The organism is Pseudomonas sp. PDM03, assembly GCF_014852385.1.
Taxonomy (GTDB): Bacteria; Pseudomonadota; Gammaproteobacteria; order Pseudomonadales; family Pseudomonadaceae; genus Aquipseudomonas; species Aquipseudomonas migulae.
Window position 1 is genome coordinate 335030 of record NZ_JACVBM010000001.1, and the last position, 19565, is coordinate 354594.

At 59.3% G+C, this 19565-nt stretch carries 11 protein-coding genes; 2 read left to right on the plus strand and 9 right to left on the minus strand.

Features of this window, described 5'->3' with window-relative positions:
• Positions 1-32: 32 nt before the first annotated feature.
• Positions 33-2570 (minus strand): PAS domain-containing protein, encoded by a 2538-nt coding sequence (locus tag IB254_RS01570; protein ID WP_192416074.1) that lies wholly within the window; start codon positions 2568-2570, stop codon positions 33-35.
• A 119-nt stretch (positions 2571-2689) separates the two neighbouring features.
• On the opposite strand from IB254_RS01570, the gene IB254_RS01575 reads away from it, so the two are divergent.
• Positions 2690-3799 carry a PilT/PilU family type 4a pilus ATPase gene (locus tag IB254_RS01575; RefSeq protein ID WP_192416610.1) on the plus strand — a complete coding sequence of 370 codons (1110 nt, stop codon included), beginning with the start codon at positions 2690-2692 and terminating at the stop codon, positions 3797-3799.
• A 139-nt stretch (positions 3800-3938) separates the two neighbouring features.
• On the plus strand, positions 3939-7787 hold the full coding sequence (locus IB254_RS01580) for a hypothetical protein (RefSeq protein ID WP_192416079.1): 3849 nt from the start codon (positions 3939-3941) through the stop codon (positions 7785-7787).
• Positions 7788-7805: 18 nt separating this feature from the next.
• On the opposite strand, the gene IB254_RS01585 is transcribed toward IB254_RS01580, so the two are convergent.
• The 8 genes from IB254_RS01585 to IB254_RS01620 all read right to left on the minus strand — a co-directional run bounded on the left by IB254_RS01585 (position 7806) and on the right by IB254_RS01620 (position 19453).
• Positions 7806-9761 carry an acetoacetate--CoA ligase gene (locus tag IB254_RS01585; RefSeq protein WP_192416080.1) on the minus strand — a complete coding sequence of 652 codons (1956 nt, stop codon included), beginning with the start codon at positions 9759-9761 and terminating at the stop codon, positions 7806-7808.
• Positions 9762-9898: 137 nt separating this feature from the next.
• Entirely contained in the window at positions 9899-10672 is a 774-nt protein-coding gene (locus IB254_RS01590; protein ID WP_192416083.1) for a 3-hydroxybutyrate dehydrogenase, read from the minus strand.
• A 7-nt stretch (positions 10673-10679) separates the two neighbouring features.
• On the minus strand, positions 10680-12071 hold the full coding sequence (locus IB254_RS01595; RefSeq protein WP_192416085.1) for a GntP family permease: 1392 nt from the start codon (positions 12069-12071) through the stop codon (positions 10680-10682).
• A gap of 297 nt (positions 12072-12368) precedes the next feature.
• Positions 12369-13784 (minus strand): sigma-54 interaction domain-containing protein, encoded by a 1416-nt coding sequence (locus IB254_RS01600; RefSeq protein ID WP_192416088.1) that lies wholly within the window; start codon positions 13782-13784, stop codon positions 12369-12371.
• 122 nt (positions 13785-13906) lie between these two features.
• Positions 13907-15487 (minus strand): ABC transporter ATP-binding protein, encoded by a 1581-nt coding sequence (locus tag IB254_RS01605; protein ID WP_192416090.1) that lies wholly within the window; start codon positions 15485-15487, stop codon positions 13907-13909.
• Between the two features lie 14 nt (positions 15488-15501).
• The gene (locus IB254_RS01610; RefSeq protein ID WP_008037110.1) at positions 15502-16524 is read right to left on the minus strand and encodes an ABC transporter permease; all 1023 of its coding nucleotides are present in this window, start codon (positions 16522-16524) and stop codon (positions 15502-15504) included.
• The gene (locus IB254_RS01615) at positions 16524-17585 is read right to left on the minus strand and encodes a microcin C ABC transporter permease YejB (protein WP_008029533.1); all 1062 of its coding nucleotides are present in this window, start codon (positions 17583-17585) and stop codon (positions 16524-16526) included. Before IB254_RS01615 ends, IB254_RS01610 begins: the two co-directional genes overlap by 1 nt.
• Positions 17585-19453 (minus strand): extracellular solute-binding protein, encoded by a 1869-nt coding sequence (locus IB254_RS01620; RefSeq protein WP_192416092.1) that lies wholly within the window; start codon positions 19451-19453, stop codon positions 17585-17587. Before IB254_RS01620 ends, IB254_RS01615 begins: the two co-directional genes overlap by 1 nt.
• Positions 19454-19565: the final 112 nt, after the last annotated feature.

The window sequence follows — 19565 nt, forward strand, 5'->3', positions numbered from 1 at the left end:
GGGTGGATCGGGGCGCGCGATTATGCCTCAACTCACTCGGGTTGGCCGATCATCGTGCGAATCTTGTTGGCCAGCAGGTCAACCGAAAACGGTTTGGCCACCATGTCCATGCCTTCCTCAAGGAAGCTCTGACGCTCGGCGGCCATTTCCGCGTAACCGGTCATGAACAGCACTTTGAGCTCCGGACGGTGCTGACGGGCGATTTCTGCCAATTGCCGACCGTTCATGCCCGGCAGCCCGACATCAGTCACCAGCAGATCGACCCGCAGATCCGATTCGAGCAGGGGCAGGGCAGTCTTCGCATCTTCGGCCTCGTGGGCGCGATAACCCAGCTCCTTGAGCAGATCGAATACCAGCATGCGCACCGCCGGATCATCTTCCACCAACACCACGGTTTCCCCGGCTATCGCCGAAGGTGCCTCGCCGATGACCGGCGTCAGCACATCTTGCGGCTCCATCTCGTGCAAGCGCGGCAAGAACAGGCGCACGCTGGTGCCCTGGCCCGGCAGGCTGAACAGGCTCACGTGGCCGCCCGACTGCTGGGCAAAACCGTAGATCATCGACAAACCCAGCCCCGTGCCCTGGCCGATAGGCTTGGTGGTGAAGAATGGATCGAACGCCTTGGCCAACACTTTCGGGGTCATGCCGGTGCCGTTGTCACTGACGGCGATCATCAGGTAATCCCCGGCCTTGACGGGTTCCAGAATGTTGATGTCGCTGCTGTCCAGATAGACATTGGCGGTTTCGATACGCAACTCGCCGCCATCGGGCATGGCATCCCGCGCATTGATCACCAGATTGAGCAGGGCGTTTTCCAGTTGGCTGACGTCGGTGCTGACCGGCCAGGCTTCATCGGCCAGTTGCAGTTTCAGCTCGATGTGCTCGCCCTTGGTGCGGCTGAGCAAGTCTTCCAGAGAATGAATCAGTTCGTTGGCGTTCAGCGGCTTGCGATCCAGCGACTGGCGTCGGGAGAAGGCGAGCAGGCGATGGGTCAGGGCGGCTGCGCGGTTGGCTGACGACACCGCCGCTTCGGTGAAACGGCCGATCTCGGCGGTACGCCCATCGGCGATGTAGCGCTGCATCAGGTCGAGGCTGCCGATGATCCCGGTGAGCATGTTGTTGAAGTCATGGGCGATGCCACCGGTGAGCTGGCCGACCGCTTCCATTTTTTGCGCATGGCGCAGGGCATCTTCGGCACGCTCGCGTTCGAACATTTCGTTTTGCAGGCGCTGGTTCGCTTCGGCCAATTGCTGGGTGCGGGCGGCGACGCGTTCCTCAAGGGTTTCGTTGAGGTTGCGCAAGGCTTCTTCGGTCTGTTTGCGCTCGGTTTCGTCGATCACGAAAATGTAGAAACCGTTCACCGCGCCATCCGGCCCGTGGCGGGGCAGGTAATTCATCAAGGCTTGTCGAGTGCTGCCATCACGATGTGGCGTGCTGATGCTGAAACAGCAGGTCCTGCCCGCCAGTGCTTCGGCGATGTATTCGGCACGCAAGGCGTAGGCTTCTTCACCCAGCACCTCACGAATGGTCCGACCGTAAAGCTCTTGGGGCGTCAGCCCGTACCAGTCGAGGTACGCCGAGTTGTTCAGGCGAAAGCGTTCCTCGCTGTCGACGTAACTGATCAGGATCGGCATGGCGTTGATGATCAGTTGCAGCTCGGTCTGACTCTGACGCAAGGCCTGTTCGGTGTGTTTTCGTTCGGTCAGGTCCAGCGCGGCGCCGAGGAAGCGGATCGGCCGGCCATGGTGGTCCTTGTAACAACGGCCCCGGGCAAACACCCAGCGCAACTGGCCGTCGGGTTGCAGCAGACGATATTCCTCGGCGTATTCGCTGCCCTGAGTGATGCACTGCTTGATGCCGCGAGTGACCATCGAGCGGTCTTCCGGGTGCACAGCTTCGAGATAGTCGCTGATGGGCAACTGGCTGGCGAGTAGCGGGTCTATGCCATGCAGTTGGGCGAAGTGTGCGTCGGCAATGAAGCGGTCTTCGCCGATGTCCCAGTCCCAGGTGCCGACGGCGTCAGTGGCGGCCAGCGCCAGTTGCAGGCGTTCCTCGGTCTCGCGCTGCGCCTTCAGACTGGCGGCCGAGCGCTGCTCCAGTTCGAGGGCGATGCGTCGGCGTTCATTGGTTTCGATGGCTGTGACCAGAATCCCGGCGACGTCGGCGTGTTCATCGCGGATCGGGCTGTAGGTCAAATCCAGCCAGAAGTCGGAATCATTCCCGTCGCGTTGCAGGGTGAAGCGTTGTTCGCTGTAAGTCCGCACCTGGCCTTGTAGGACGGCACTGTAAATCGGGTCGGTAAAGTCTTTGAGTTCTGGCCAGATCTGGTGCGTCGGTTGTCCGAAAGCGTGCGGATGCTTGCTGCCGGCCAGCAGCGCGAAGCCGTCGTTATAGATCTGCGTAAGCTGCGGCCCCCACAGCAACAGCATCGGCATCGGTGAGTGAATCACGATGTCCACCGCTGTGCGCAGGCTCTGCGGCCAGTCACTGGCGGCGCCGAGCGGGGTGCACGTCCAGTCCAGTCTGGCAATCAAGGCCTGGGCATCGCTGCCGGTGGGTACTGCGTTCATCAAGGTGTCCTGCACGTCGGTCGGGGTGACGGCGTCTACTATCCTAGGGCGGTAGACGCTGAATGACCGATTTTCCGGGTCATTTCTGTTCATTGAATGCTTCGCGGGTGTTTTTTGCCATGGAAATCGATGCGCTGTTAAAGACCCTGTCCAGCCAAGAGGGTTCCGATTTGTACCTGTCCACCGGTGCGCCACCCTGCGCCCGGTTTGACGGTGTACTCAAACCCTTGGCCGAACAGCCGTTCAAACCGGGGGAAATCGCCGCGATTGCCGCGTCCATCATGGACGCCGAACAGCGACTGGAGTTCGATCGGGAACTGGAGATGAACCTGGCGATCTCGTTGGCGGGTGTCGGGCGCTTTCGGGTCAATATTTTCAAGCAACGCAACGATGTGTCGATCGTGGTGCGCAACATCAAGCTCGACATTCCGCGTTTCGAAGACCTCAAGTTGCCACCCGTGCTGCTGGAAACGGTGATGCTCAAACAAGGGCTGATGTTGTTCGTCGGCGCCACCGACTCGGGCAAGTCGACCTCGCTGGCGGCGTTGATCGATTACCGCAACCGCCATAGCAGCGGGCATATCGTCACCATCGAAGACCCTATCGAGTACATCCACCGGCACAAAAAATCGATCATCAATCAGCGCGAGGTCGGCGTCGATACCCGCAGTTTTCATACCGCGCTGAAAAACACCCTGCGCCAGGCACCCGACGTGGTGCTGATCGGTGAGATCCGCGACCGCGAGACCATGGAGCATGCGCTGGCGTTTGCCGACACCGGGCATTTGGTGATTTCCACCTTGCACGCTCACAACGCCCATCAGGCGCTGGATCGCATTATCAATTTCTTCCCGCAAGAACGGCGGATGCAGCTGCTGCATGACCTGGGCAACAACCTTAAAGCGTTCGTTTCCCAACGTCTGGTGCGCACTCGTGACGGTCAACGCAGGGCGGCGGTAGAAGTGATGCTGGGCACGCCGACCGTAGGCGACCTGATACGGCGCAATGAGCTGGACGAACTTAAAAGCATCATGGAAAAGTCCGCCGAGCTGGGGATGCAGACCTTCGATGGCGCCCTGTATGCACTGGTGCTGGAAGGTGTGATCAGCGAGGATGAAGCGTTAAAAAATGCGGATTCGCTGAACAATTTAAAGTTGCACCTTAAGTTGCATAGGGACGGAGCTTCGATATTAAGATCATCCAGTGATGAATGGGGGTTGGCTGACTGATTGCAGGCGCCTCTTAAACTTTGTTGGTTCTAATGCTTGAAATGTTTTCTTGTGGTTTATTGCTGTTTAGTTACTCGTGAATAAGTAAGGATTTGGCTGGGTTTAACCAGTCGAATAATAAAATTCATGAGGTTGTTTTATGTGTGAAAAATTCAAATATAAAAACTATCAAATTTCCGGTTCAGTTTCCGAGGTGCAGTATCAATGGTTAAAGGCCGATGCTGTCGAGCGACAATCAGTACTAAACCTGTTGCCAACTATTATCGAGGAGCAAGAGGGCGATGGGGATTACAGTTGGCAAGGCTATGAGTTGGAATTGGTAGACGGGTCTTCGCTTTATGAAGTCCATATGCCGGGTCGAGCGGCGTGGAGTCACCTGGCCAACTACACGGTCGTGATGGATGAGCTCCGTCGCCACCGCCCCGAGAACATGGCGGCAACCCGAATCAATGAAGCCGGTGGCTTGGAGATATTTCGAAAAGACAGTGCCGTGTGGGAAGTCGTCGACGTGGATATCGTCCACCAGTCCCACTACTACCAGAAACTGCTGGTGGTCGGGGACATTGCCAGGCAGGCCGGTGGTTACGTTTATACCGAAGATTTAGTGGATGTGGAGCAATGGCTGAAGTTTCATGGCCTGGCAGTTCCTCGAAATGCGAGCGAAGTAAAAAACCTGATTGCGCTTTTCGAGTTTGATCCCGATGTTGACGAGTTGGGTAACTATTGGGGCCAGCTCGTTACGGATGACCCGACGTTGGCCGTCTTGTCGGCTGAGCAACGTGCTGCCATTCGGCAAGTCATCCCACTTGTCGCCGAGCACACCAAACTGCTGGATAAGTTGTACCGCGAAACCGGGCGCGGCCTGACGACGCACGATAACGCCGCTGAACGGATGGTTCAGTTGGTCAAGCATCCTGTGGCCCAGGCCAGCGCCAGGACACTGCTGGAGGCGTTGGACTGGTTCGGTGCGCAATCCGGGCAAGAGGTCTCTTCGCAAGATCTCGAGCAACTGCTGATAACCAGTCTGTTGCTGGACCTTTATCCGACTCTCGGCAGCACCCAGGAGCGCAAGAGTATCGGTGGTTTCGATTTATATACGCCGACCAATGTTGAGCGCTCGCCAGCCTTGGTGCGTGAAGAGTTGCAGGCCTTTCTCCATACCAAAGGCTGGGTTGATCCTGCCGCGGCACCGCTGGCGTGTCACCTGCTGCTGGCGGAGATCGCACCGGAATTTCTGGTCAGGGGCGTTCCATCGGCGCTGACGATGGGCTCGGTTTCCTGGGTGACCTTTTGCCATGGCGTTGCCCTGGCGGAAGCGGTCAGGAAGGGCGCGTCACGTGTGCTGACGTATGCGCAAATCATGGCGTATGTCGAATTGGAGCCTGTGAGCGAACCACTGTCCCGACTGCGGGATTTGGCAATGATTGACCCGATTGTCGATTGGGCACTGATGAATGGCGTTATCAGCGCAAGCGAACTCAACCAAGCGGCGAAGGAAACCACGGAGCAGGCAATCACGGCGTTCCAGGAATACGCAGAGAACTTCACCCATCTTGCGCGCATCTATTCCAGCCCCATGCCCAACCGCGAAACCATGGCGCGCGAAGCGTTGCAAGGCGCAGTGCCGGAGTGTGATTTCCTCGACGATACAGTGCTTTATCAACGCCCCGGCCTCTATGCATCCCCTAACCCCATGTCGATGGTCGGCTTGCATATGTCGGGAGATCTGACGGGTGGCCAGTGGGATTTTCGTGCGGTCTTTCCCGACGAAGTTATTTCCAAAACACCTGATTTGCATGCAGGCCTGACCAATTACAAAAGGCCAACCTATTACGATCCTTCCGTCACCAGCCTTTATAGTCGCTTTCCAAGGTTGCTGAGACTGCCGTCCAACAATGCCGAATACCATCGCCTATTACGGGACTATCACGGCAATTTGAATAAAGCGCTGATGACCAATGTGAAATTGGCCCTTTCACACATGCTTCCCCATGATCTGGATATCTTTCTGAAAGGCAAGATCAGCTTTTTTACCGTTCGTCTTCCGGCAACCAGGACCGAGTCTTACTTCTCAATATCGCCTGTGCCTATTTCAACGACCTACGAAACCCAGCACAGTAACGATGCTGTCAAGGGACGCTTTGGCATTGTCATGTGCGCTACACACGGAAACACGGCCGCGTGTTATGAGTTGTTTACCTTGCGCGGTGAACTGCGGAAAAACAGCACGCTCGCCTCGCTGATCATCTCAACAGGCAAATTGCGGGCTGCAGCCAGGTTGGACTTCAACGGGGATTTGAATGCGCCTCTTCGACCCACGCCTCCCGAATCGTTACCGCTCTCTGTTGTTGAATACACGGACGGGGTTGTTGCTGAGAATGACGCCAGCAGCTCCATGGCGATTATTGAAAAGCTCGGCGAAATCCCCGCGCCAGCGTCTGTGGCGGCGAGGCAGCAGAGTACCTACGGGAACTTCGCTAATCCGCAACTGGTGCGAATTGCCGAGTTCGTTGTGAACAATCATCCGTTCCGCACGTTTGACGAAATCGAATCAATGGCGACCGTGCCGACAGCGCTCGAAAGCGAACGCAAAAGGGGCGAAGAGACTGCAGATTACATCGTGAATCTGGTGGTTCCGTTTAAAAAATGCATCGAGGATTTATCTTCCGGTGAACACAACAAGGTCGTCGACGGGATCTATGGATGCGTCATGGACACTATTGCATTGGGAGGCGCCTTCGTGGGGGCGGGCGCCAAAGCGCTGAGCATTTCGGCAAAAGCCATCTCGACAACGACCAAAGCTGCGCGCTTGACCCAGCTGGCCTTCATGACGTCTGTTTCCTTGTTCAACCCCGTGGATGATGTACCAACGGTGTTTTATGGCGCCGGGAAGCTCATCCACAAGGGCGCGTTACGTTTCAGCAGGCAGGCGCAAGAGCTTCTCGGGCTGGCGAAGTCCCAATTGGGCAGACTCCATGGCACTCATAAATCCTATGACCTGATCCGCGCAGCCAACAACCTCCATACCGGGCAGGGTAACTGGCGTCCCCGTGGTGCAATCGGTGAGACGCTCACGGTGGTGGCGGCACGCAACAATTTTCAATGGTATGCCCTCGACCGTCTGGGCAAAGCCTGGGGACCAAAACTGAACAACTTTGCTTATGTGGCCCCTGTCCGATTGCCACGTTCCACCAAGACATTGCCCGTCAGTTACACCCGACAGTTCATTGAGCAAAGCCTGCCGCGAGCCCGGACCAAAATCGAAAACGCGATCAATGCCTTGACCCATCGTGACTTCGAAGCTCAACGCAAACTGGTCGCCAGACTGCTGATGGGAAGCGACTCGAACGAGGCAATCAATCAGTTGGGGAATTATCTGAGAGCGATCAGGGCGGACTTTGCGGGCGTGTCCATCAGTAATTTTCTTCTCGATCCGCTCAAGGACACCCACCACATCGCGGCTTTCGATACGAGCGCTTACCAGCAGTGGAAAGGTGCCACCGGGCCATCCGATACGACGTTCATTGAAATCTATACCGCCAATCTCAACAGGCACTTCATCGGCCTGGGGTTCAACCATGATGTGGTCGCAGACGACTTGATCCATGAGTTGTTTCACGGACCTGCGCAGATCGGTGATGTCGCCTATGCCCGCGACGCCGGCAATGTCGGCGGTGGGCAGTCGCTGGATGTGTCGGCGCTGCTGAACCTTGCCTCCGGGCAGCTTGCGGTGACTGATGAAGGCGATGACCTCCACGCCAGTTCCAAAGCCTTTGAAAACGCCGACTCACTGGCGGTGGCCACTTCGCTGTTGAGCCAGTTGTACACGGACAAGGGCGGGTATGAACGCAACATGGCCCTGCTGCAAGATGCACTTGAAGCAAATCCCGATAGTGCAATCGCCGATCCGGTGCGGATCACGCTGAACAACCCTGACGTGGCAACGCAAAGGCCTGCGTCAGGCAGGCCCGGTGCGTCCGTTGGATAATTCAGAAGTGCAGGCCGTTTAAAAAGCCAGTTCCGGTCGATCCCGAAATTGCTCCAGCGCTTCGGGATTGGCCAGCGCATCGGTGTTTTTCACCGGCTGGCCATGCACCACGTTCCTCACCGCCAACTCGACCACTTTGCCGCTGATGGTGCGCGGAATGTCCGTCACCGCGACAATCTTCGCCGGTACGTGCCGTGGCGTGGTGTTGGCGCGGATGACCTGGCGAATCTGCTGTTGCAGCGCTTCGTCCAGTTCGACCCCCTCGACCAGCCGCACGAACAGCACGACTCGCACGTCGTCTTGCCATTGCTGACCGATGGCCACGCTGTCGGTGACTTGCGGGACTTTCTCCACCTGACGGTAAATCTCCGCCGTGCCGATACGCACGCCGCCGGGGTTGAGTACCGCGTCCGAGCGTCCGTGAATCATCATCGCGCCGTGAGCCAATTGTTCGGCGTAATCGCCCTGGGCCCAGACGCCGGGGAACAGGCTGAAATAAGACGCGCGCAGTTTTTCCCCGGTCGGGTCGTTCCACAGGCCGACGGGCATGGCCGGAAAGTGTCGGGTGCAGACCAGCTCACCTTTTTCGCCAATGACCGCACGACCGGCATCGTTCCAGACTTCGACCGCCATCCCCAGGCTCTTGCCCTGGATTTCGCCGCGACGCACCGCCAGCAATGGATTGCCGTTCACGAAGCACGAAACGATGTCGGTGCCGCCGGACATCGACGCCAGGCACAGGTCGGCCTTGAGGTCGCGATAGACGTAGTCGTAGCTTTGCGGCGATAGCGCAGAACCGGTGCACAACAGGGTTTTCAGCGTGCCGAGATCATGGCTTTGCCGAGGCTTCACGCCGTTGCTTTCCAGGGTCGCGAGGTACTTGGGACTGGTGCCGAACACGCTGATGCGCTCGTCGTCGATCAGGTCGATCAAGCGCTCCGGGCCGGGATGAAATGGCGAGCCGTCGTACAGCACCACGGCGCTGCCGACGGCCAGGGCCGACACCAGCCAGTTCCACATCATCCAGCCGCAAGTGGTGTAGTAAAACAAGCGGTCGCCGGGCCCGAGGTCGCAATGCAGGCCGTGTTCCTTGACGTGCTGCAACAGCACGCCGCCGGTGCTGTGGATGATGCATTTGGGCACGCCGGTGGTGCCGCTGGAATAGAGGATGTACAGCGGATGGGCGAAAGGCACGGCAACGAAATCCGGCTCGCCGCCCGGTTCGTAGAACGCATCCCAAAGCGTCACGCCTGCGTGGGTGCGGAAGTCTTTGATGTGCGCCTGGGGTTGTGCGTAAGGCACCACGATCAGCTGTTGCAGCGACGGCAGGCGTTCAAGGATTTCGTTGACCTTGGCGCGCTGGTCGATGTCTTTGCCGGCATAACGGTAACCGGCGCAGGTGATCAGCACTTTCGGTTCGATCTGGCCGAAGCGGTCGATGACGCCCTGGGTGCCGAAGTCCGGCGACGAACAGGACCAGATCGCTCCGAGGCTGGTGGTGGCGAGCATGGCGACCAGGGTTTGCCAGGTGTTCGGCATGCACGCGGCGACGCGGTCGCCAAGGCCGACACCGACGGCGATCAAGCTGTTTTGAAAACCGGCGACATGCTCGGCCAGTTCGGCCCAGGTCAGTTGTTCGCGCTGGCCGTTTTCACCGATCGCAATGACGGCGACGGCATCGTCACGACGGCGCAGCAGGTGTTCGGCAAAGTTCAGGGTGGCGCCGGGAAACCACTGGGCGCTGGGCATGTGCTCACCTTCGATCAGCACGGCGTCCGGTTGCGTATGGAAACGGATGTCGAAGAAATCGACGATGGCTTGCCAGAAATCGACCCGTTGATTGATGGACCATTGGTGCAGGGCGGCGTAGTCGGCAATGTCGAGGTGGTGGCGTTGATTGATGGCGCGCCGGAAGGCGTCCATGCGGGTCTTGGCGATGCGTTTGGCATCAGGTTGCCAGAGGATGTCGGACATTTTTTGCCTCTTCTTTTATCTTCAGATCCAATCGCCAGCAAGCCGGCTCCTACAGGTCATGCGTCGATCATGAAAACACCGATAACCTGTGGGAGCTGGCTTGCCCGCGATGAACGATAACGCGGTCTATCGCCTAATCACTGCGCCAACCACCCACCATCTATATTCCACGCTGCACCTCGAACCTGGCTACCGGCCTCACTGCACAAAAACAGCACCAGTTCACCCAGCTGAGGCGGCGTAACGAACTCCAGCGACGGCTGCTTCTCGGCCAGCAAATCGTGTTGCGCCTGCTGCGGATCAACCCCTTTGGCGATGCGGTCGTCAATCTGCTTCTGCACCAACGGCGTCAACACCCAGCCTGGGCAGATTGCGTTGCAGGTGACGTTGGTCGTGGCGGTTTCCAGGCCGACCACCTTGGTCAAACCGATCACCCCATGCTTGGCCGCGACGTAAGCCGCCTTGCCCACCGAACCGACCTGGCCATGCACCGAGGCGATATTGATAACCCGCCCCCAGCCCTTGGCGCGCATGCCCGGCAAGCTCAAACGGGTGCTGTGAAACACCGACGACAGGTTGATCGCAATGATCGAATCCCAGCGCTCCACGGGAAAATCTTCCACCGACGCCACGTGCTGAATGCCGGCATTGTTGACCAGAATGTCCACGCCGCCGAACTCGCGCTCGGCGTAGGCGATCATGTCGGCAATCTGCGCCGGGTCGCTGACATCGGCGGGGTGATGACCGACCTTGCCGCCGAACTGTTCAACCTCGGCAATCACTGTGGAGGCATCGCCGAAACCGTTGAGAATCAGGGTGGCGCCAGCCTTGGCCAGGCTGAGGGCGATGCCCAGGCCGATGCCGCTGGTGGAGCCGGTGACCAGTGCGGTCTTGCCTGAAAGAGTCGTCATGAATACCTCACACAATGCCAGTGGCGTAGAAAGTACCGATCACCACAAAAACCGCCAGGGTCTTGATCAGCGTAATACAGAAAATGTCTTTGTAGGCTTCGCGGTGGGTCAGGCCCGTCACCGCCAGCAAGGTGATGACCGCGCCGTTATGCGGCAGGGTGTCCATGCCGCCACTGGCCATCGCGGCGACGCGGTGCAGCACTTCCAGGGGAATGTTGGCCGCATGGGCCGCAGCGATGAAGTCATTGGCCATGGCCGCCAGCGCAATGCTCATGCCGCCCGATGCAGAGCCGGTGATACCGGCCAGCAAAGTCACGGTGATCGCTTCGTTGACCAGCGGGTTGGGAATGCTTTTGAGCCAGTCGGCCAGCACCAGAAAGCCTGGCAAGGACGCGATCACCGCACCAAAACCGTATTCAGATGCCGTGTTCATCGCTGCCAGCAATGAACCGCTGACCGCACTTCTGCTGCCTTCGGCCAACTTGCCGCGAATCGCCTGGAAGCCGAACACCAGCACCATGATGATGCCGACCAGCAAGGCAGCCTGAACGGCCCAGATCGCCGTGAGTTTGGCGACATCGGTGGTTACCGGTGCGGCCATGCCTGGCAGCGCGAGGCTATGGGTCTTGCCGTACCACTGGGGAATCCACTGGGTAAACAACAGGTTCATGATGCCGACGGCCAGCAGTGGCGACAGCGCGATCCACGGGTTGGGAAGTTTGATGTCGGCGGCGGTTTCCGGTTCGTTGCGCAGGTCGGTGCCGTAGCCTTCACCCGAAATCTGAGCCTTGTTGCGCTGGCGCTGCAGAAACGCCATGCCGGCGCAGACCACGAAGATTGAGCCGATCAAACCCAGCCACGGCGCCGCCCACGCGGTGGTGTTGAAGAAGGTGCTGGGGATGATGTTCTGGATTTGCGGGGTGCCGGGCAGGGCGTCCATGGTGAACGAGAAGGCGCCGAGGGCGATGGTCGCCGGGATCAGGCGCTTGGGAATATTGCTCTGGCGGAACATCTCGGCCGCGAACGGGTAGACCGCAAACACCACCACAAACAGCGACACGCCGCCGTAAGTGAGCAGGGCGCAAACCAGCACGATCACCAGCATCGCCTGACGGGTACCGAGCAGGCGAATCGCCGCCGCAACGATGGAACGCGAGAAACCCGACAGCTCGATCAGCTTGCCGAACACCGCGCCGAGCAGGAACACCGGGAAATACAGTTTGATGAAGCCGACCATTTTCTCCATGAACACCCCGGTGAAAGCAGGGGCGACGGCGGAAGGGTCGGTGAGCAGGACAGCGCCGAGGGCGGCAATCGGGGCAAAGAGGATAACGCTGTAGCCACGGTAGGCCGCGAGCATCAGCAGCGCGAGGGCTGCCAAGGCAATGATCACACTCATGGTGTGTCTCCTGGATTGTTATTTTTGTGGGGTGAAACGGTGTGGGAGAGGGCTTTAGCGAGATTTGTGCCAAGGTGGCAACATGTTGAAATATAAGGATATTTTTGTGATTTTAGTGTGTGGATAGAGACGTTTGTCTCTTTTTTGAGATTTTTTGTGGTTTGGAGGCCGCCATCGCCAGCAAGCCGGCTCCTACAGAAGATCGCGTCAACACCGAAAACCCTGTAGGAGCCGGCTTGCTGGCGATGAGCGCAAAGCGCTCCAAAAATATGTCTGCAAATAGAGATTCATGTCTCTCTATAGAGACTCAGCAATCCCCAACGCCACCATCTTCTTGTACAACGTTGACCGCCCAAGCCCCAGCCGCGCCGCCGCCTCAATCACTTTCCCCCCGCATTGCGCGAGGGCCGATTCGATCAACTGCCGGTCAAACCGTTCACGCGCCTCACTGAACGTCTCGTGTGCCACCGACTCAACCTTTAAAGGCACCACACGCTCCACCGGCGTAAACGTACCAATCGCCGCGCGGATATCGGTCGCGTTCAGCATCAGATCGTCACTGAGCAATGCCGCCCGTTCCAGCACGTTGCGCAGCTCGCGAATGTTCCCCGGCCAGGCGTGTTGCCCCAATAGCTCCAACGCTTCGCGGTTCAGTTCATGCTGACTGCGCAGCTCCTCAAGAATCGCTTCACTCAGGGCCGGCAAATCATCGAGACGATCACGCAGCGGCGGCACCTGGATCGGCAGCACATTGAGGCGGTAATACAAGTCGGCGCGAAACTCGCCGCGTTTGATCGCCGCTTCAAGGTCGGTGGAGGTCGCGGCGATCACCCGCACATCGCTCTGAATCACTTCGTTGGACCCGACCGGTTCGAATTCCTTTTCCTGCAACACCCGCAGCAGTTTGCTTTGCAGCGGCAGCGGCATGTCGCCGATTTCATCGAGAAACAGCGTGCCGCCCTGCGCAATCTGCAACTTGCCGACGCGCCCCTTTCGATCGGCGCCGGTAAACGCGCCGGGGGCGGTGCCGAAGAATTCGGCCTCGAGCAGCGCCTCGGGAATCGCTGCGCTGTTGATGCTGACGAAAGCTTTGTGCGCACGGGGTGATGCGCCATGAATCGCCTGCGCCAGCAGCTCTTTGCCGGTGCCGGTTTCGCCGAGCAGCAAAACCGGAGAGTCAGCACTGGCGCTGCGTCGGGCGCGGCGTTTGACTTCGAGGCTGGCCGCGCTGGTGCCGATAAAATGCGCGAAGTTGTACTTGGTCTGCCGCGCCCGCAGCAGCGAACGGGTGGAGGCCAGTTCTTCCTGCATGCTCATGTAGCGCTTGAGCATCGGCGACAGGCTGCGCAACTCATCGAACAAGGCAAAACCGATGGCGCCGATCACCACGCCGGCGTCGTCGTGGATCGGCAGGCGCATCACCACCAACGGTTCCTTGGGGGTGTCCTGCATGTCGAGCAGAATCGGTCGGCCGGTGCGCACCACTTCCCGTAGCAGGCTGCCGGGGATCACACTTTCGCAGGCCTTGCCGATGGCCACTTCCGCTGATTCCAGACCGAAGCGTCGGGCATAACGTTCGTTCATCCAGACGATGTTCGCGTCGCGATCGACAATCACCGTGCCTTCGCTGGACTGCTCGATGATCTCGAACAGCGAACGGATCGCCAACAGACGAACGCGCTGGTAATCCTTGAGGCTTTCGGTGGTGTTCATAGTGCAGATCCTGATTATGATTTGCTTGGGCTGACGCCATCGCCGGCAAGCCGGTCTCGCTCCCACATTGGAACGCGGTCAACTGTGGGAGTGAGCCCGCTCGCGATAGGGGCGACGCGGTTTTATGCCTGTTGCAGATGCGCCGCCGCCAACAGCTCTTTGGTGTACGGATGCTGCGGTGAATCAAACACGTCGTGGCTGGCGCCGCTTTCCACCACTTTGCCGTCCTTGATCACGATCATGTCATGCGCCAGGGCGCGTACCACCGCCAGGTCGTGGCTGATAAACAGGTACGTCAGGCCGTGTTTTTCCTGAAGCTGGCGCAGCAGCGCGACCACTTGTTTCTGCACGGTGCGGTCCAGCGCCGAGGTCGGTTCGTCCAGCAGGATCAGCGCCGGTTTCAGCACCAGCGCCCTGGCGATGGCGATGCGTTGGCGTTGGCCACCGGAGAATTCGTGGGGGTAGCGATGACGGCTTTGCGGGTCGAGGCCGACTTCCTGCAGGGCCCGAATCACTTCGGCCTTGCATTCGTCTGCCGTCAACTGGCTATGCACTTCCAGGCCTTCACTGATGATTTGTGCCACGGACATCCGTGGGCTGAGGCTGCCGAAAGGGTCCTGGAACACCACCTGCATTTTCTTGCGCCATGGCCGCAGTTGCTTTTGCGTCAGGCCGTCCAGCGCCTGGCCCTGAAAGCGAATGCTGCCTTCAGAGTCGAGCAGGCGCAGGATCGCCTGACCCAGTGTCGACTTGCCCGAGCCGGACTCACCCACAATGCCCAATGTCTTGCCGCGCTGGACATTCAGGCTGATGCCGTCCACGGCATGCAAGTACGTTTTGCGCTTAAACAGCCCGCCACCGAGAGGGAAGCGCACGCAAAGATTGTCCACTTCCAGAACGTTCTCGCGCTCGTCACGGGGCAGCGCCTGGCCTTCCGGTTCGGCGTTCAGCAGTACGCAGCTGTAGGGATGTTTCGGCTCGGTGAACAGCGTTTCGCACGGCGCCTGTTCGACGATTTCCCCGGCCTTCATCACGCACACACGCTGAGCGATGCTGCGCACCAGATTGAGGTCATGGCTGATCAGCAGCAATGACATGCCGAGCCGCTGTTGCAAGGACTTGAGCAGGATCAGGATCTTGCGCTGCACCGTAACGTCGAGCGCAGTAGTGGGCTCGTCGGCGATCAGCAACTCCGGCTCGCAGGCCAGCGCCATGGCGATCATCACCCGTTGCCGCTGGCCGCCGGACAGTTGATGTGGATACGCCTTGAGCCGCTCTTTGGGCTTCTGGATGCCCACGAGGTGCAGCAACTCCAGAATCCGCTCCTGCGCAGCTTTGCCGGTCAGGCCCTTGTGCAGCAGCAGGGTTTCACCGATCTGCTTTTCAATGCTGTGCAGCGGATTGAGCGAGGTCATCGGCTCCTGGAAGATCATGGCGATGCGGTTGCCCCGCAACTCTCGCAAAACCCTGGACGAAGCGCCGAGCAACTCCTTGCCGCGATAGCGGATGCTGCCGCTGGTTTCGGTGCCGGTCTCGGGCAGCAGTTGCAGGATCGAGTGCGCGGTCACCGATTTGCCGGAACCCGACTCACCCACCAGCGCCAGGCATTCACCGGGGCGGATGTCCAGGCACAGATTACGCACCACGGTCTCGCCGCTGAAGGCCACGCAGAGGTCACGGATTTCGATCAGGTTGTTACTCATATCAACAGTCCGCGTCAGGATCGAGGGTCAAAGGCATCTCGCAACGCCTCGCCGATAAACACCAGTAAAGACAGGATCAGTGCCAGGGTGAAAAACGCAGTCAGCCCCAGCCATGGCGCTTGCAGGTTTTGCTTGCCCTGACCGATCAACTCGCCCAGCGAGGCACTGCCGGCCGGCATGCCGAAACCGAGGAAGTCCAGCGCGGTGAGCGTCGAAATGGCCCCGGTCAAAATGAACGGCAGGTAGCTCAGCGTCGCGTTCATCGCGTTGGGCAGGATGTGCCGCACGATGACTTTGCGGTCGGTCAGGCCCAGTGCCCGCGCAGCCTTGACATATTCGAGGTTGCGCCCGCGCAGGAACTCGGCACGCACCACGTCCACCAGCGCCAGCCAGGAAAACAACGCCATGATCCCCAGCAGCCACCAGAAATTCGGCTCGACAAACCCCGACAGAATAATCAGCAGGTACAGCACCGGCAGACCCGACCAGACCTCCTGCAAACGCTGGCCGATCAGGTCGACCCAGCCGCCGTAGTAGCCTTGCAGCGCGCCGGCAGCGATGCCGATCAGTGCGCTGACAAAGGTCAGCATCAGTGCAAAAAGAATCGACACTCGTGCGCCGAAAATCACTCGCGCCAGCACGTCGCGAGCCTGGTCGTCGGTGCCCAGCCAATTCACATTCGACGGTGGACTTGGTGCCGGTTTGTTCAGGTCGTAGTTGGGCGTGTCGTCGCTGAACGGGATCGGCGGAAACAGCAGCCAGCCGCCGTCCTTTTTGATCAGCTTCTGCACATAGTCACTGCGGTAATCCGCCTGGAACGGCAGTTGCCCGCCGAACGCCTGCTCGGTGTAGCGCTTGAACGCCGGGAAGTACAACGAGCCCTGATAGCTGACCACCAGCGGCTTGTCGTTGGCGATCAGCTCGCCACCGAGGGTCAGCAAAAACAGGCCGACAAATAGCCACAGCGACCACCAGCCACGGCGGTTTTTCTTGAATCGGTCGAAACGGCGGCGCGCCAACGGCGAAAGCTTGAACATCAGGCATTCCTCGCGGCGAAATCGATACGCGGGTCGACCAGCGTGTAGCACAGGTCGCCGACCAGTTTTATCAGCAGGCCGAACAGCGTGAAGATGAACAGCGAACCGAACACCACTGGATAATCCCGCGACACCGCAGCTTCATAACTCATGCGGCCCAGGCCATCGAGGGAGAAGATCACCTCGATCAGCAGCGAACCGGCAAAGAACACGCTGATGAACGCCTGGGGAATGCCCGACACCACCAGCAGCATGGCGTTGCGGAACACATGGCCGTACAGCACGCGACGTTCGCTCATGCCTTTGGCGCGCGCCGTGACCACGTACTGGCGGGTGATTTCATTGAGGAAGGAGTTTTTGGTCAGGATGGTCAATGTGGCAAATCCACCGATGACCAGCGCCGTGACCGGCAATACCAGGTGCCAGAAATAGTCGGCGATCTTGCCCACGGTGGACAGCGAGTCGAAATTGTCCGAGACCAGGCCGCGCACCGGAAACCAGTTCAGCGACGTGCCGCCGGCGAACACCACGATCAGGAACATCGCAAACAGGAACGCCGGCATCGCGTAGCCAATGATGATCGCGGTGCTGCTCCAGATATCGAATTGGCTGCCGTGGTGCACGGCTTTGCGGATGCCCAGCGGGATCGACACCAGATAGGTGATCAGCGTGGCCCAGAGCCCGAGGGAAATGGTCACCGGCATTTTTTCGAGGATCAGGTCGGTGACCGTGGCGCCGCGGAAAAAGCTTTTGCCGAAGTCCAGTCGCGCGTAACTGGTGAGCATTAGCCACAGGCGCTCATGGGCCGGTTTGTCGAAGCCGTATTGCTTTTCGATTTCCTTGATCAGTTGCGGGTCGAGGCCGCGACTGGCTCGCGAACTGCCGCTCATGACCTCGCCGGAACCGCCGCCGACGCTGGCGCCGCCGATGCCTTGCAAGTGCGCGATCGCCTGTTCGACCGGGCCGCCCGGTGCGGCCTGAACGATGACGAAGTTGACCAGCAGAATGATCACCAGGGTCGGAATGATCAGCAGCAGGCGCCGCAGAATATAAGCCCACATCAGTGCGGCCCTCCGGGTTTGCCGCGCTTGATCAGTTCGGCGGTCATCTGTTGGTTGGTCAGCGGCGTGGTGCTCACTTCCCACCAGCTCTCGATGGCTTCGTCATTGGCTGCTTGCACGCTGGGAATGCCGAAACGGTTCCACCACACAGTCGAGCTGCCCGGCGGGTAGTAGTTGGGAATCCAGTAATAGTTCCATTGCAGTACCCGGTCGAGGGCATGGGCGTAGCGCAACATGTCGGCCTGGGTGGTGGCGCGGACCAGGCCGTTGACCAGCGTATCGACCGCCGGGTTCTTCAACACCATGTAGTTGTTGGAGCCCGGATCGTTGGCCGCTGCCGAACCAAAATAGTTAGTCAACTCGTTGCCCGGCGACGTGGTGACCGGGTAGCCGGTGACGATCATGTCGTAATCCCGGGACATCAGACGATTGACGTATTGGGAGGAGTCGATGCGGCGGATGTTCAGGTCGATGCCGATCTGCTTCAGCGTGCGCTTGTAAGGCAACAGCAAACGGTCCATGCCGTTCTGGCTGACCAGGAAGGTAAAGCTCAGCGGCTGGCCCTCGGCATTCACCAATTGATCGCCATCGGGTTTCCAGCCGGCCTGTTCGAGCAAATCCAGTGCTTGCAGTTGTTTGTCACGGATCACGCCACTGCCGTCGGTTTTCGGCGCTTCGAAGACTTTGGTGAACACCTCGTCGGGGATCTGCCCGCGCAGCGGTTCGAGAATCGCCAGTTCGGCGGCATCCGGCAGGCTGCGGGCGGCGAGGGCGGAGTTGGAGAAGAAACTCTGCTGGCGGATATACATATCGCGCATCATCTGCCGGTTGCTCCATTCGAAATCCCACAGCATCACCAGTGCCTGGCGGACGCGGCGGTCCTGGAATATCGGATTCTGCAGATTGAACACAAAGCCCTGTGCCGATTGCGGCGCTTCTCTGGCCAGGTGCGCCTTTTGCAGGCGACCGTCGCTGAGGGCCGGGCTTTCGTAGCCGATGGAGTAGGCGGTGGCGGAGAATTCGCGGTTGTAGTCGTAGGCGCCACCGCGCAGCACTTGACGCGCCACATCGGTATCACCGAAGTACTCGATGCTGAAGTGATCGAAGTTGTACAGACCACGGCTGACCGGCAAGTCCTTGCCCCACCAGTCCGGATTGCGTTCGAAGGTGATGCTGCGCCCGGAGTCGACCTTGCTCACCTTATACGGGCCGCTGCCCAGTGGCGGCTCGTAACCGCCACCGCTTGCGAAATCGCGGGTTTTCCACCAGTGCTCGGGAAACACCGGCAAGGTTGCGATGTCGAGGGGCAGGGTGCGGTTTTCGTTGCTTTTGAAGTCGAAACGCACCGTCAGCGGGGATTCCACCTCGACGCCTTTGACGTCCGCGAACTGGGTGCGATAGCGCAGGCTGCCCTGGGTCATCAGCAGGTCAAAGGTGTAGCGCACGTCTTCGGCGGTGATCGGCTTGCCGTCGGCGAAGCGGGCCTTGGGGTTGAGGTAGAAACGCAGCGATAACCCGTCATCCGAACGCTCCATTTTCTGCGCCACCAGACCGTACACGGTGTAAGGCTCGTCCTGCGAACGCTGGGCCAGCGGCGAATAGATCAAGCCGTCGATCTGCGTCACGCCGATGCCTTTGTCTATATAAGGCAGCATATGGTCGAAATGCCCGATCTCGATCGCCGAGCGACGCATCGTGCCGCCCTTGGGCGCTTGCGGATTGGTGTAGGCAAAATGACTGAAGCCGGCCGGGTACTTGGGCGGTTCGCCGTAGACGGTCAGCGCGTGTTGCGGTGCGGCGTTCACACCGGCGGCGCCCAGCAACAGGGTCACGGCAGTGAACAACAAAACAGGGAAAGCCAGTCGCATTTTCAGCCTTAGAGCCGGGTGATCGATAACCGCAATTTGTACGCTAGCGGCGCGTCCCTCGCCAGTCGTATCACGTACCCGAAACACGACGGCCCACCAAAAGGCGGGCCGT

What these genes read in the sequence shown, in the direction of transcription:
- IB254_RS01570 (WP_192416074.1), bottom strand. Translation starts at nt 2,570, where the DNA reads ATGAACGCAGTACCCACCGGCAGCGATGCCCAGGCCTTGATTGCCAGA.
- IB254_RS01610 (WP_008037110.1), bottom strand. Translation starts at nt 16,524, where the DNA reads ATGTTCAAGCTTTCGCCGTTGGCGCGCCGCCGTTTCGACCGATTCAAG.
- IB254_RS01595 (WP_192416085.1), bottom strand. Translation starts at nt 12,071, where the DNA reads ATGAGTGTGATCATTGCCTTGGCAGCCCTCGCGCTGCTGATGCTCGCG.
- IB254_RS01580 (WP_192416079.1), top strand. Translation starts at nt 3,939, where the DNA reads ATGTGTGAAAAATTCAAATATAAAAACTATCAAATTTCCGGTTCAGTT.
- IB254_RS01590 (WP_192416083.1), bottom strand. Translation starts at nt 10,672, where the DNA reads ATGACGACTCTTTCAGGCAAGACCGCACTGGTCACCGGCTCCACCAGC.
- IB254_RS01600 (WP_192416088.1), bottom strand. Translation starts at nt 13,784, where the DNA reads ATGAACACCACCGAAAGCCTCAAGGATTACCAGCGCGTTCGTCTGTTG.
- IB254_RS01585 (WP_192416080.1), bottom strand. Translation starts at nt 9,761, where the DNA reads ATGTCCGACATCCTCTGGCAACCTGATGCCAAACGCATCGCCAAGACC.
- IB254_RS01575 (WP_192416610.1), top strand. Translation starts at nt 2,690, where the DNA reads ATGGAAATCGATGCGCTGTTAAAGACCCTGTCCAGCCAAGAGGGTTCC.
- IB254_RS01605 (WP_192416090.1), bottom strand. Translation starts at nt 15,487, where the DNA reads ATGAGTAACAACCTGATCGAAATCCGTGACCTCTGCGTGGCCTTCAGC.
- IB254_RS01615 (WP_008029533.1), bottom strand. Translation starts at nt 17,585, where the DNA reads ATGTGGGCTTATATTCTGCGGCGCCTGCTGCTGATCATTCCGACCCTG.
- IB254_RS01620 (WP_192416092.1), bottom strand. Translation starts at nt 19,453, where the DNA reads ATGCGACTGGCTTTCCCTGTTTTGTTGTTCACTGCCGTGACCCTGTTG.